Raw genomic sequence first — 13,361 nt, 5'->3', positions numbered from 1 at the left:
CCCGACCCGATTCCCAAACTGCGGGGTTCTCAACATCGATCGTATCCACAGACGACCGCGTTAGGCAGAGCTAGAACTGTATCATCCTTTAAGACGCGTGCAATCCTGCCAGAACCCGACCGCCACACTCTTCGATCAGGAGCCGGACTGAAATTGGATGCTATGCCGGAGTCGTGGTTAGTTCGGTCAGAACTTGGAGGCGCTGTCCCAAGACGTCCCACGCATGCGCCATCTCATCTGCATAGTCGTGCTGCAGGTAGACTCGGTCAAGCTTGTCCGCTCGGGCGTGGTTGAGGCATCGATGCACGATGCTTTCCGCGATTCCGAGACTCTGCATCAGCGTTCCGCAGGTTCGCCGCAGATCGTGGCACTTCCATTGCCCACCTTCCAATAGTAATACGTTCGTGTGCTCGGTTCGGCCGGGCAACGGCTTGCGATCCGGGCGCTGTCGATCTGCCAAAGCTTTCCCGACAGTCTGGTTGTTCAGTGCAGCGCGGTGGTTTCGGCTTGATGGAAATACAAATTCGCTGCGCAGCTCTTCCGGTAGGCTTTCGCGCCAATTCCATAACGCAGCAAAATGCGAGTGCGTGAAGTCGGACATTCGCACATTGTGCGTAACGCCGGACTTCGCGTTTTCGGCGGGGATGAGCCACGATTTGTTGTCGAGGTCGACATGCTTCCAGCACGAAGCGACGGTCTCGCCCACACGCGTCCCTGCAGACAACATAATCCAGATCGCGGAACGGATTGCGAGCGATAGTTCGGCTTTCGGTATGAGCTGAGCGAGTGTACGGATTTCGGCCTCGCTCAAAACTCGGTCCCGCTCGTTGTCCCGCACCGGGTCGTAGCCACCGCTTACGATGTCCTCGGCTCGGATGGCCAAAATGTCGCTACTTGCAAGGAGGCGCTTCCACGGTTGATTTTGGTCGCCCCAGCGAAACATCTGCTTTAGGTCGACAAGTAAAGCCGTGGCCTGTCTGTTCGCGCCGCGATCGGAGATTCGCGTAAGAATCGGCCGCACGTCTGTCGCGTACAACTGGGTAAGTGTTTTGCCGCCGATTTCGCTCAGAACGAACTTTGCGAATGTTCTGGCGATCTCACTGCCACCGTCTTTTCGGCCGCGCTTGCCTCGCTTCGTGGCGATTGTCGGGAACCATGCATCGTACAAGTCTTGCACGGTTTTAGCTTCCGATTGCTCGTGCTCGCGCTGGCGACGCTGCGCCTCGAGATCATCTTTGACTTTCTGCTGATGGTCGACACCGCTCCGTGCCAGAGCGCGAATGGCGGCAGCTTCATGCCTTGCATCGGCAAGTGACAGGTGGGCGGTGTCAGTATTTGACCCGTAGCGACGGGGCAGCGTGATGGTGGTTTCCTTGCCATCGACCGTGTATTTGACCTGCCAACTCTTCGTTCCGTCCGTCGCGACGCGAACGCGCAGGCCGTTGCCATCCGAAAGACAGTACGCCCTGTCCTTTCGTTTTGCCAACTCTATTGTTCGAACTGTAAGCTTCCCCATGCCCCATTAATCCGTCCTCGTTGCGTTACCGGTATGTTACCGGATTCCGCGCGAATTCAACCGAACCAAACGGAAGTCAAACGAACACCATAATCCGGTAATGCGTTGAAGACAAAGAGGATTTTTTTCTATCGCGAACGTTATCGAACCCATTCGGACTTGACGAAAAGTGATTTGGGATCAGAGGGTCGTAGGTTCGAATCCTATCGCTCCGACCAAGGAATCAAGGGGTTACGGTTAATACCGTAGCCCCTTTTCCGTTTCTGGGCCCTGCGCCGCCCGCACGGATTCCCGGCTCACGCACTTCCGTTCATTGTAGGGATTCATTGGGGCACCGACGCGACAACGCTCCGGCCCTGCCCGCACCCGCGCGCGACACTTCCGGGAACACGCGATAATGCGTATGAACAACCCGCATCCGCGCATGAAAAACAACATCGTCAAAACCGCCCTCTGCGCGTCGCTGCTCGTGCTCGCGACCGCCGGCCCCGCGTCGGCGAAAGCGCTCGACGACGCGCTCGACTGCCATTCGACCGGCCACAAGTTCGTCGCGCCGCTGCTCGCCGCCGGCGACATCCAGTCGGAGCCGATGCACGTCGAATCGAATTCCGTGAACGCATTCCGCACGAACCGCTCGCTGACGGCGTACGGCTTCGGCGTCTATGTCGTGCTGGGCTATCAAGCGAGCGACCCGATCTTCCGTCCGGGCGACGGCACGCCGATCGGCGACTGGGCCTACGGCGTCGTGGTACGCGGCACGAAGAGTGCGGTGGAGGAAGCCGTGCGCAAGGCCGGCAGCGACGCGACCGTCAAGCAGGCGTTCCCGTTTCTGACCGCGATCGTCTGCTCGTCGGATTGAGCGAGCCGTCAGGACGGTCGTGCGGCACGCCTGAGGCCACCGCAGCCACGCTCCCGCCCCATCAACGGCTTCTAGGCCACGCTTGCGGCCATTACGCGCCGGTGTACACCACGCGATACGGGATCCCGACCTTCTCCCACTCGGCAGCCTCCTGGCTGAGGCTGTAGTCGGTCAACGGATTCTGCTCGACCCACGCGCTCGGCAGGCGCACTTCGTACCCGCCCTTCTTCATCTGCGAAACGGCAATGTCGGGCAGCCCCGCATCGGTCCGGCGCCGGCACAGCAGCGCCGCGAGCCGCAGGCAGAACAGCAGCGGCCACTCGACGTCGCGCGCCTGCGACAGCTTGCCGAGCTTGCCCGCATGACCGAGCACGAGCGCGGCCAGCCGCGCCTGGTCGGTGCGCGAGAAACCCGGCATGTCCGCATTGCTCGCGATATAGGCCGAATGCTTGTGATACGCGCTGTGCGAGATCGACAGGCCGATCTCGTGCAACGCGGCCGCCCAGCCGAGGAACATCCGCCCTTCCTCGCGCGCCTCTTCGTCGTCTTCCTCGAGTTCGTCGTAGAAACGCACCGCAAGCGCACCGATCCGCTCGGCCTGCGCACGATCGACGCCGTAGCGGCGCGTGAAGCCCTCGACGGTCACCGCGCGCATGTCCTCGTGCTGCGTCCGGCCGAGCAGGTCGTACAGCACGCCGAGGCGCAGCGCGCCGTCGGTCGTATCGACGTAATCGACGCCGAGCTCCTCGAACACCGCGAGCATGATCGCGAGGCCGCCGGCGAGCACCGGCACGCGATCGGGCTTCAACGCGATCAGCTTGAGCCGGTTGACGTTCTCCGACTTGATCAGCGCGCGCTTCAGCCGCTCCAGGCCACCGCGCGAAATGCCGTGCGTGATGCCCGGATCGTTGAAGCCGTTCGCCTCGACGAGTTCCGCGAGCGCACGCGCAGTGCCGGACGACCCGATCGCCTGGTCCCAGCCGGCCTTCTTGTACTCGCTCGAAATGATCTGGATCTCGCGCTTGGCCGCGAGTTCGGCCTGCCGCATCGTGTATTCGTCGACGTTGCCGGCCGGAAAGAAGCTGCGGCTGTGGCTCACGCAGCCGATATACAGGCTCTCCATCACGATCGGCGTGTAGTGCGAGCCGATGATGAATTCGGTCGAGCCGCCGCCGATGTCGACGACGAGCCGCTTGCCGGCACTCGCCGGCACCGAGTGCGCGGCGCCCGCATAGATCAGCCGCGCTTCTTCGCGGCCCGCGATCACTTCGATCGGGAAACCGAGCGCCGCTTCGGCCTCGCCGAGAAATTCGGCGGCGTTCTTCGCGACGCGCAGCGTGTTGGTCGCCACCGCGCGCACATGGTCGGGATGAAAATCGCGCAGGCGCTCGCCGAACCGCTTGAGCGCCTCCCAGCCACGCTCCTGCGACGCGCGATCGAGCATCTTGTCGCTCGACAGGCCCGCGGCCAGCCGAACCGGCTCGCGCAACGCGTCGACGGGATAGATCTGGCTGCCCGCCGGCGTTTCCTCGACGCGCCCGACGATCAGCCGGAAGCTGTTCGAGCCGAGATCCACGGCAGCCAGCAAGTGGGGGGTTGTAACCATCAGAAGGGGGCTCCGTGCGCGGTCGCCCGCGGCAGCCGGACCGGCAACCCAGGGCGATCAATCAAAGGCGACATTTTAAGCGTGGAACGCTTGCCGTTACCACGCTTCACGGGTATGCACACTGCTCGATTCCATATAGCCGAAACATTTATGCGACGAAATGGTTAAGGCGTAGAATTTCCCGATATAAATACATGATTGTCATCAGCACGTCATCGTACCGTGAGAGTTTCCGAGCGTCCTTTCGAATCATCGCCTGAACTGCCCCCTACTCTGCCGATGTCCGTCCGTTATCCGCTTCTCAATCGTGAACTCGGCATCCTCGGTTTCAACGAGCGCGTGCTGGCCCAGGCGGCCGATCCGCAAGTCCCGTTGCTCGAGCGCCTCCGCTTCATCTGCATCACCAGCAGCAACCTCGACGAATTCTTCGAAGTCCGGATGGCCGGCCTTCAGGAACAGATCCGCGACAATCCCGGCGCGCTGACGCCCGACGGCATGTCGTTGCAGCACGCTTACGACCTCGTCGTCGAACGCGCGCAGCGGCTCGTCCATCGACAGTACACGATGCTGCACGAAACCGTGCTGCCCGCGCTCGAACAGGAAGGCATCTACTTCCACGCGAGCGACACGTGGAACGACGAGCAGCTCGAATGGGCGCGGCACTACTTCCTCGACGAGCTGCTGCCCGTGCTGACGCCGATCGGCCTCGATCCGGCCCACCCGTTCCCGCGCGTGCTCAACAAGAGCCTGAACTTCGTCGTCGAGCTCGAAGGCCGCGACGCGTTCGGCCGCCAGGCGGTGATGGGCATCGTGCAGGCGCCGCGTGCGCTGCCGCGTGTCGTGCGCATGCCGCACGCGCTGTCGGGCTTCGAGCACGGCTTCGTGCTGCTGAGTTCGTTCATGCAGCGCTTCGTCGGCGAACTCTTCCCGCAACTCGTCGTGAAGAGCTGCAACCAGTTCCGCATCACGCGCAACAGCGAGCTGTTCGTCGACGAGGACGAAATCACGAACCTGCGCGTCGCGCTGCAGGGCGAGCTGCCCGCACGCCACCTCGGCAACGCGGTGCGTCTCGAAGTGTCGGCCGACACGCCGGCGCACATCGTGCGCCGCCTGCTCGAGGAAAGCGAGCTCGGCGAAAAGGACTGCTATCGCGTGGCCGGTTCCGTGAACCTCGTGCGGCTGATGCAGATTCCCGATCTCGTCGACCGCCCCGACCTGAAGTTCGCGCCGTTCACCGCGTCGACCCCGGCCGCGATCACGAACGCGCCGACGATGTTCGACGCGATCGACGACGGCGACATCCTGCTGCACCACCCGTACGAGAGCTTCCAGCCCGTGCTCGAACTGCTGCAGCAGGCCGCGAGGGACCCGAGCGTCGTCGCGATCAAGCAGACGATCTACCGCACCGGCACCGATTCGCCGCTGATGGACGCGCTGATGGAAGCCGCGCGCAACGGCAAGGAAGTGACCGTCGTCGTCGAGCTGCTCGCGCGCTTCGACGAGGAGACCAACATCAACTGGGCGTCGCAGCTCGAAGCCGTCGGCGCGCATGTCGTGTACGGCGTGGTCGGCCACAAGTGCCACGCGAAGATGATGCTGATCGTGCGGCGCGTCGTGCAGGGCGGCAAGGCATCGCTGCGCCGCTACGTGCACCTCGGCACCGGCAACTACCACCCGCGCACGGCGCGCCTCTACACCGACTTCGGGCTGATGACGGCCGACCAGAAGATCTGCGAGGACGTCCACCACGTTTTCCAGCAACTGACGGGAATCGGCGGCGAGCTCACGCTGCACGAGCTGTGGCAGTCGCCGTTCACGCTGCACCCGCGCATCGTCGACGCGATCGGCGCGGAAATCGACAATGCGCGCGCCGGCAAGCGTGCGCGCATCGTCGCGAAGATGAACGCGCTGCTGGAGCCGTCGGTGATCGCCGCGCTGTACGAAGCGTCGCAGGCCGGCGTGAAGGTCGACCTGATCGTGCGCGGCGTCTGCGCGCTGAAGCCCGGCGTGCCGGGGCTGTCGGAAAACATCACGGTGCGCTCGATCGTCGGCCGCTTCCTCGAGCACCACCGGATCTACTACTTCCATGCGGGCGGCGCCGAGGACGTCTATCTGTCGAGCGCCGACTGGATGGACCGCAACCTGTTCCGCCGCGTCGAAGTCGCGTTCCCGGTCCGCGAGCGCAAGCTCAAGCGGCGCGTGATCGCCGAAGGCCTGTCGGTGTGTCTCGGCGACAACCAGTCGGCATGGCAGATGCACAGCGACGGCCACTACCGCCGCCGTCGCGCCGGCAAGACGCTCCGCAACGCGCAGCTCGGATTGCTCGCGAAGTTCTGCTCGTGAGCCGTCGGCGCGCCGCCAGTCGCGCGAAGCCTCGCGCATGAAAAAGAGCAGCCCGCGGGCTGCTCTTTTGTTTCGAACGTCGGAACGCTACGCGGTCACGCCTCGTACGCGGCCGGCCGGATCGCGATGACGCGCGAACCCGGGAACCGCGCGGTGAACGTACTGCCGCGCCCTTCCTCGCTCTGCACGTACAGGTGCGCGTCGTGCCGCTGCAGCACGTGCTTGACGATCGCCAGCCCGAGGCCCGTGCCGCCGGTGTCGCGCGAACGGCTGCGGTCGACGCGGTAGAAGCGCTCGGTGAGCCGCGGCAGGTCGGCGGCCGGAATGCCGAAGCCGCTGTCCGTGACGGAAAACACGCCCTGCGCGCCCTCGCGCCGCCACGTGACGACGATCTTGCCGCCTTCCGGCGTATAGCGGATCGCGTTCGTGACGAGGTTCGCGAACGCGCTGAACAGCTCCGTCTGCGCCCCCGTGACGCCGAGCGTCTCGTCGATCATGAACGCGATGTCGTGATGCCCGTTCGACAGCGTCTGCGCATCCTCCTTCAGATGGTCGAACACGGCGCGCATGTCGATCGCGTGATCGAGCGGCGGCTTGCTCTCGCCTTCGAGCTTCGCGAGCACCAGCAGGTCGGTCACGATGTGCCGCATGCGCGACGCCTGCTGCTCCATCATGTCGAGATAACGCGCGCGGTCTTCCTCGTTCAGCGGCAACTCGCGCATCGTCTCGAGAAAGCCCGACAGCACGGTGAGCGGCGTCTTCAGCTCGTGCGACACGTTCGCGACGAAGTCGCGCCGCATCGCGTCGGTGCGTTCGAGCTCGGTGATGTCTTGCGTGAGCAGCAGCTTGCGGTTCTCGCCGTACGGAAACACCTGCACTTCCAGCACGTTCTGCCGCGAGTCGCCCATGCCGCGCATCACGAGCGTCTCGTCGTAAAGCTGCGCATTCAGGTAGCGGACGAAATCGGGATGGCGCACCAGGTTCGTGATGTGCTGGCGCAGATCGCGCTTCGCGTCGAGGCCGAAATGAACCTCGGCGATCGCGTTGCACCACTCGATCTGGTCGTGGTCGTCGAGCATCGCGACGCCATTGGGCGACGCCTGGATCGCCTGGATGAAGCGCGAATGCTGCTGCTCGACCTGCCGCACCTGCGCATGCCACTGCTTCGCGAGTTTGTGCAGGCGATAGTAGATTTCGCCCCAAATGCCCGGCGCGCTCGGCACTTCGCCGTAGACGGGCGCGTCGAGCAGGCGCCACAGACGCTGCGTATGGAAGGTGCTGAAAAAGCCCTGCGCGACCAGCATCACGACCACGAACACGAGGCCCGCGGTCGGGCCGGCGAAAACGCCGACCAATACGCCGATCAGCACGAGCAGCACGAGCGACACCAGAAAGCGCGCCCAGATGATGTTCATGATTCAGCGTCCGAAAGAATGAACGGCATGCCGTGGCACACGGCATGCGCGGATACGTTACGCGTGCTTGGCGAGCCGGTAGCCGCTGCCGCGCACGGTCTCGATCATCGCATCGCAACCGGCCGGTTTCAAGGCTGCGCGCAATCGCTTGATGTGCACGTCGACGGTACGCTCCTCGACGAACACGTGGTCGCCCCATACCTGGTCGAGCAGTTGCGTTCGGCTGTGGACACGCTCCGGATGCGTCATGAAGAAATGCAGCAGGCGGAACTCGGTCGGGCCGAGATCGAGCTTGATCTCGCTGCCATCGCCGTGCGCGGCGACGCGATGCGTGGCCGGGTCGAGGCGCAGCCCGTTGATCGACACGACGTCCTCGGTCAGCTGCGGCGCACGGCGGCGCAGCACGGCCTTGATCCGCGCCATCAGCTCCTTCGGCGAGAACGGCTTCGTCACGTAGTCGTCCGCGCCGATTTCGAGGCCGAGCACCTTGTCCTGCTCGTCGCCGCGGGCAGTCAGCATGATGATCGGGATGTGCTTGGTCCGTTCGTTGTTGCGCAGGTCGCGCGCGAACGCAATACCGGACTTGCCCGGCAGCATCCAGTCGAGCAGCACGAGATCGGGCAGCACATCGCTGATCAGGTTCTGCGCCTGTTCGGCGTTGTACGCACGGATCGGGCAGTGACCGGCGTGCTGGAGATTCACCGAGATCAGTTCGGAAATCGCGGGCTCATCTTCAACGACGAGAATGTTGCTGGGCATCGGCACCTCTGTTTTTCCTGTGCTGGGTCGTATTAACTGTTGGCTTCACGGTCGAGCGTGTCGCGCGGCTGGTGCCGCACGTCCGTGCCCTTCACGATGTAGATGATGAATTCGGCGATGTTCTTCGCGTGGTCGCCGATCCGCTCGATCGCCTTCGCGATGAACAGGTACTCGAGGCCGACCGAGATCGTGCGCGGATCTTCCTGCATGTACGACACGAGCTTGCGCACGAACGCGCGGAATTCCAGGTCGATCTCCTTGTCGTCCTTGACGATCTGCGCGGCCGCGACCGTGTCGAGGCGCGCAAACGCGTCGAGCGCGCGGCGCAGGATCGTCACGGCCATCTCGCCCGACACCTTGATCTCGGCGATGTTGACCGCGCGCGCGGCCGGCTCGTCGACCAGGCGGCGCACGCGCTTGGCGATCTTCTCGGCCTCGTCGCCGGCGCGCTCGAGGTTCGTAATCGTTTTCGAAATCGACATCAAAAGGCGCAGGTCGCGCGCGGCCGGCTGCCTCCGCGCGATGATGTTGCCGCACTCCTGGTCGATGTCGACTTCCATCGCGTTCAGCGTTTCCTCGGCCGCGATCACCTTCTCGGCCGTCTCGCGGTCGAACTCGTTCAGCGCGTACATCGCGCCGACGATCTGCGACTCGACGAGGCCGCCCATTTCCAGCACTTTCGACGACACGGCATTCAGGTCCGCATCGAACTGGCTCGACAGATGTTTATCCGACATGGCTGTTGTTCTCCGTCATCAACCGAAACGGCCGGTGATGTAGTCTTCCGTTTCCTTGCGCACCGGCTTGATGAAGATCTTTTCGGTCTCGCCGAACTCGATCAGCTCGCCCAGGTACATGTAGGCCGTGTAATCCGAGCAGCGTGCGGCCTGCTGCATGTTGTGCGTGACGATCACGACCGTGTAGTCGCTCTTCAGCTCCGCGATCAGCTCTTCGATGCGGCCCGTCGAGATCGGGTCGAGCGCCGAGCACGGCTCGTCGAGCAGCAGCACTTCCGGACGGATCGCAATGCCGCGCGCGATGCACAGGCGCTGCTGCTGGCCGCCCGACAGGCCGTAGCCGCTCTGGCCCAGCTTGTCCTTCACTTCGTTCCACAGAGCAGCCTTCGTGAGCGCCCACTCGACGCGGTCGTCCATTTCCGAGCGCGTGAGCTTTTCGAACATCTTCACGCCGAACGCGATGTTGTCGTAGATCGACATCGGGAACGGGGTCGGCTTCTGGAACACCATGCCGATCCGCGCGCGCAGCAGCGAGATGTCGCGCTTCGTCGTCAGCAGGTTCTCGCCGTCCATCAGGATTTCGCCTTCGGCGCGCTGCTCCGGGTAGAGCGCGAACATCTTGTTGAACGTGCGCAGCAGCGTCGACTTGCCGCAACCCGACGGGCCGATGAACGCGGTCACCTTGCCGTCCGGAATACGCAGGTTGATGTTCTTCAGCGCATGGAACTTGTTGTAGAAGAAGTTGAGGTTGTTGACCTCGATCTTCGCGTTCAGCGGCGCGAGCGGGCGATCGTTCGCCGCGTCATGCGTGCCGGCCGGCGCAGCGGTGCGCTCGACGGGATTCAGGTGGCTCTCTGCCATATTCATCGGATTGCTCCGCCGTTACTTTTTCGAGAAGATCGAGCGCGCCAGGACGTTGAGTCCGAGCACCCCGAGCGTAATCAGGAACACGCCCGCCCATGCGAGCGACTGCCACTCCGCGAACGGGCTCATCGCGAACTTGTAGATCGTGACCGGCAGGTTCGCCATCGGCTGGCTCATGTCCCACGAGAAGAACTGGTTCGACAGCGCGGTGAACAGCAACGGCGCCGTTTCGCCGGCAATCCGTGCGACCGCGAGCAGCACGCCCGTCACGATCCCGCCGACGGATGCGCGCAGCGTGATCTTCAGCACCATCCGCCACTTCGGCGTACCGAGCGCGAAGGCCGCTTCGCGCAGCGCATTCGGCACGAGCTTCAGCATGTTCTCGGTCGTGCGGATCACGATCGGAATCTGCAGCAGGGCGAGCGCGATGACGCCGGCCCAGCCCGAGAAGCGTCCCGATTTCGCCACGACGATCGCGTACACGAACAGGCCGATGACGATCGACGGCGCCGACAGCAGGATGTCGTTGATGAAGCGGATCGTGCTCGCCAGCAGGTTCTTCTGGCCGTATTCGGCGAGATAGACGCCCGCGAGGATGCCGATCGGCGTGCCGACCAACGTGCCGAATCCGCACAGCAGCAGGCTGCCGACGATCGCGTTCGCGAGACCGCCGCCTTCCGTGTTCGGCGCCGGCGTCGATTCGGTGAACAGCTGCAGCGACAGGCCGCCGATACCGAGGTGCACCGTCGTGTAGAGAATCCACACGAGCCACAGCAGGCCGAACGCCATCGCGCCGAGCGACGCGGTAAGCGCGATCGCGTTGATCGCCTTGCGCTTGCGCTGCAGGCGGTTGCGCATCGCGTCGAGCACGGCGCCGTCGGCTCCCGGGAAATTCATGATGGGCTCGCTCATTTCTTGCCCTCTCCCTTCTCGAGACGAAGCAGCAGCAGTTTGGAGATGGACAGCACGATGAACGTGATCACGAAGAGAATCAGGCCGAGTTCCATCAGCGCGGACGTATGCAGGCCCGGCTGCGCTTCGGCGAATTCGTTCGCGAGCGCCGACGTGATGCTGTTGCCCGGCGCGAACAGCGATACGCTGTCGAGCAGGTTGGTGTTGCCGATCACGAAGGTCACGGCCATCGTTTCGCCGAGCGCGCGGCCGAGGCCGAGCATCACGCCGCCGATCACGCCGGTCTTCGTGTAGGGCAGCACGACCTTCCACATCACTTCCCAGGTCGTGCAGCCGATCCCGTACGCGGATTCCTTCAGCAGCACGGGCGTGACCTCGAACACGTCGCGCATCACCGACGCGATGTACGGGATGATCATGATCGCGAGGATCACGCCGGCCGCGAGAATGCCGATGCCGATCGGCGGGCCCGCCGTCAGCGGACCGAGCACCCAGACGTCCTTGAACAGGCGGCCGATCGGCTTCTGGAAGTATTCGGCGAAGATCGGCGCGAACACGAGCAGGCCCCACATGCCGTACACGATCGACGGAATCGCGGCGAGCAGCTCGATCGCGATGCCGAGCGGGCGGCGCAGCCAGACGGGCGACAATTCGGTGAGGAACAGTGCGATGCCGAAGCTGACGGGCACCGCGATGACGAGCGCAATGAGCGACGTCACGATCGTGCCGTAGATCGGCACGAGTGCGCCGTAGATGTCCGAGTTGGGATCCCACTCGGATTGCCACAGGAAGCCGAGGCCGAACTTCTCGATGGTCGGCATCGACGCAACGATCAGGGAAACGATGATCCCGCCCAGCAGCAGCAGGGTCACGATCGCGGCGAGCCGAGCGAGGCCGCCGAACAGGACATCCCCGAGACGACCCGGCGCGCGCTGCACACCGTCGGACGATCGGGAGGACGTGTAGGAAATATCAGACATGGGTGCCTGCTTTTGATCGCCGGGCGCCATGACGCCCGGCTTTACCGCACACACTGCCCGGCCGGCGCGGCCGGGCAGCGAACCGCTGCATTGCTTACTCGGCGGCGACCGACTTGCCCGAAGCGTCCGTCACCTTCGTCTTCCACTGCTTGCGGATTTCCGTCTCGACCGCCGACGGCAGCGAGATGTAGTCGAGGCTGTCGGCAGCCTTCTCGCCGTTCTTGAACGCCCAGCTGAAGAACTTCAGCGTTTCGGCGCCCTGCTCCGGCTTGTCCTGCTTCGCGTGCAGCAGCACGAACGTCGCGCCGACGACCGGCCATGCGTCCTTGCCCGGCTGGTTCGTCAGGATCTGGTAGAACGACTTCGACCAGTTCGCGCCGGCCGCGGCCGCCTTGAACGTTTCCGTCTTCGGCTCGACCACCGTGCCCGTCGAGTTCTTCAGGGCCGTGTAGACCATGTTGTTCTTCTTCGCGTACGCCCATTCGACGTAGCCGATCGCGCCCGGCAGGCGCTGCACGAAGGCCGCGACGCCGTCGTTGCCCTTGCCGCCCGTGCCCGTCGGCCAGTTGACCGTCGTGCCTTCGCCGATCTTCGACTTCCACTCGTCGTTGACCTTCGACAGGTAGTTCGTCCAGATGAAGCTGGTGCCCGAACCGTCAGCGCGGCGAACCACGGCGATGTCCGTATCCGGCAGCTTGACCTTCGGGTTCAGCGCGGCGATCGCCGGGTCGTTCCACTTCTTGATCTTGCCGAGGTAGATGTCGCCGAGCACCGGGCCCGACAGCGTCAGTTCGCCGGCCTTCACGCCCGGCACGTTGACGACCGGCACCACGCCGCCGACCACCGTCGGGAACTGGAACAGGCCTTCCTTCGCAAGCTCTTCATCCTTCAGCGGAGCGTCCGAACCGGCAAAATCGACCGTCTTCGCGATGATCTGCTTCAGGCCGCCCGACGAGCCGATGCCCTGGTAGTTGACCTTCGAACCGCCGGACTGCTGGTAGTCGGCAGCCCATTTCGTATAGATCGGCATCGCGAACGTGCTGCCTGCGCCCGTGATGTCGGCAGCGTGGGCGGCGACGGCGAAAAGCGCGCCAGCCAGGCCGGCAATCGCGGTTTGCATCAATTTCATGAGACCTCCAGTGTGTGAGCGGATGACTACGGCACCGCGAAGGTTAGGGGCTCCTCATGACGGTAATGTGACAATCGATGAAACTGGCGTGACAGTAACATGACTGGTTGAAAGGGAATAGCGAGGGGCCGCGGGCGGCGCCTGGGCGGCACCGGAACGGCCATGGCGGCAAGAATTGCCTGCCTGGCAAGGACCGGGCGGACACCCGATTCGCGGGTGGGCCGGCGGATCGCCGCGGGGC

The 13,361-nt window shown here is 63.9% G+C and carries 11 protein-coding genes; 2 read left to right on the top strand and 9 right to left on the bottom strand.

Going from position 1 to position 13,361, the window contains the following annotated elements; translation table 11 throughout:
• Positions 1–160: 160 nt before the first annotated feature.
• On the bottom strand, positions 161–1,516 hold the full coding sequence (locus tag VXM69_RS26160) for a tyrosine-type recombinase/integrase (protein ID WP_367189463.1): 1,356 nt from the start codon (positions 1,514–1,516) through the stop codon (positions 161–163).
• 424 nt (positions 1,517–1,940) lie between these two features.
• Between VXM69_RS26160 and VXM69_RS26155 the strand changes: the two genes are divergently transcribed.
• Complete coding sequence (locus VXM69_RS26155; protein ID WP_049029365.1) at positions 1,941–2,375, top strand: hypothetical protein; 435 nt, start codon at positions 1,941–1,943, stop codon at positions 2,373–2,375.
• Positions 2,376–2,466: 91 nt separating this feature from the next.
• Here the strand turns inward: VXM69_RS26155 and ppx are convergent, their stop codons facing one another.
• On the bottom strand, positions 2,467–3,981 hold the full coding sequence (gene ppx / locus VXM69_RS26150; protein ID WP_343727079.1) for an exopolyphosphatase: 1,515 nt from the start codon (positions 3,979–3,981) through the stop codon (positions 2,467–2,469).
• Positions 3,982–4,260: 279 nt separating this feature from the next.
• On the opposite strand from ppx, the gene ppk1 reads away from it, so the two are divergent.
• Positions 4,261–6,324, top strand: a complete 2,064-nt coding sequence (gene ppk1 / locus VXM69_RS26145; RefSeq protein WP_367189462.1) for a polyphosphate kinase 1 — start codon at positions 4,261–4,263, stop codon at positions 6,322–6,324.
• A 95-nt stretch (positions 6,325–6,419) separates the two neighbouring features.
• Here the strand turns inward: ppk1 and phoR are convergent, their stop codons facing one another.
• The 7 genes from phoR to pstS form a co-directional block, all read right to left on the bottom strand.
• The gene (phoR, locus tag VXM69_RS26140; RefSeq protein WP_034186664.1) at positions 6,420–7,739 is read right to left on the bottom strand and encodes a phosphate regulon sensor histidine kinase PhoR; all 1,320 of its coding nucleotides are present in this window, start codon (positions 7,737–7,739) and stop codon (positions 6,420–6,422) included.
• A 57-nt stretch (positions 7,740–7,796) separates the two neighbouring features.
• Positions 7,797–8,498 (bottom strand): phosphate regulon transcriptional regulator PhoB, encoded by a 702-nt coding sequence (phoB, locus tag VXM69_RS26135; RefSeq protein WP_006750313.1) that lies wholly within the window; start codon positions 8,496–8,498, stop codon positions 7,797–7,799.
• Between the two features lie 32 nt (positions 8,499–8,530).
• Complete coding sequence (gene phoU, locus VXM69_RS26130; protein WP_034186663.1) at positions 8,531–9,235, bottom strand: phosphate signaling complex protein PhoU; 705 nt, start codon at positions 9,233–9,235, stop codon at positions 8,531–8,533.
• Between the two features lie 18 nt (positions 9,236–9,253).
• On the bottom strand, positions 9,254–10,102 hold the full coding sequence (pstB, locus tag VXM69_RS26125) for a phosphate ABC transporter ATP-binding protein PstB (protein ID WP_034186662.1): 849 nt from the start codon (positions 10,100–10,102) through the stop codon (positions 9,254–9,256).
• 15 nt (positions 10,103–10,117) lie between these two features.
• A complete protein-coding gene (pstA, locus tag VXM69_RS26120; protein WP_034186661.1) occupies positions 10,118–11,011 on the bottom strand; it encodes a phosphate ABC transporter permease PstA in 894 nt (297 codons plus the stop codon).
• Entirely contained in the window at positions 11,008–11,991 is a 984-nt protein-coding gene (gene pstC / locus VXM69_RS26115; RefSeq protein ID WP_049029361.1) for a phosphate ABC transporter permease PstC, read from the bottom strand. Before pstC ends, pstA begins: the two co-directional genes overlap by 4 nt.
• Positions 11,992–12,085: 94 nt before the next feature.
• A complete protein-coding gene (gene pstS / locus VXM69_RS26110) occupies positions 12,086–13,120 on the bottom strand; it encodes a phosphate ABC transporter substrate-binding protein PstS (RefSeq protein ID WP_069245608.1) in 1,035 nt (344 codons plus the stop codon).
• Positions 13,121–13,361 lie beyond the last annotated feature (241 nt).

Origin of the sequence: Burkholderia sp. Ed8 (assembly GCF_040761425.1) — a bacterium.
GTDB classification, from domain to species: Bacteria; Pseudomonadota; Gammaproteobacteria; order Burkholderiales; family Burkholderiaceae; genus Burkholderia; species Burkholderia seminalis.
Note: the sequence above shows the minus strand (reverse complement) of the source record. Positions and strands in the feature narration are given on the sequence as shown.

Coding starts and splice junctions, on each gene's coding strand:
- pstC (WP_049029361.1), bottom strand. CDS start 11,991: ATGTCTGATATTTCCTACACGTCCTCCCGATCGTCCGACGGTGTGCAG.
- ppk1 (WP_367189462.1), top strand. CDS start 4,261: ATGTCCGTCCGTTATCCGCTTCTCAATCGTGAACTCGGCATCCTCGGT.
- VXM69_RS26160 (WP_367189463.1), bottom strand. CDS start 1,516: ATGGGGAAGCTTACAGTTCGAACAATAGAGTTGGCAAAACGAAAGGAC.
- pstA (WP_034186661.1), bottom strand. CDS start 11,011: ATGAGCGAGCCCATCATGAATTTCCCGGGAGCCGACGGCGCCGTGCTC.
- phoR (WP_034186664.1), bottom strand. CDS start 7,739: ATGAACATCATCTGGGCGCGCTTTCTGGTGTCGCTCGTGCTGCTCGTG.
- VXM69_RS26155 (WP_049029365.1), top strand. CDS start 1,941: ATGAAAAACAACATCGTCAAAACCGCCCTCTGCGCGTCGCTGCTCGTG.
- phoU (WP_034186663.1), bottom strand. CDS start 9,235: ATGTCGGATAAACATCTGTCGAGCCAGTTCGATGCGGACCTGAATGCC.
- pstB (WP_034186662.1), bottom strand. CDS start 10,102: ATGAATATGGCAGAGAGCCACCTGAATCCCGTCGAGCGCACCGCTGCG.
- ppx (WP_343727079.1), bottom strand. CDS start 3,981: ATGGTTACAACCCCCCACTTGCTGGCTGCCGTGGATCTCGGCTCGAAC.
- pstS (WP_069245608.1), bottom strand. CDS start 13,120: ATGAAATTGATGCAAACCGCGATTGCCGGCCTGGCTGGCGCGCTTTTC.
- phoB (WP_006750313.1), bottom strand. CDS start 8,498: ATGCCCAGCAACATTCTCGTCGTTGAAGATGAGCCCGCGATTTCCGAA.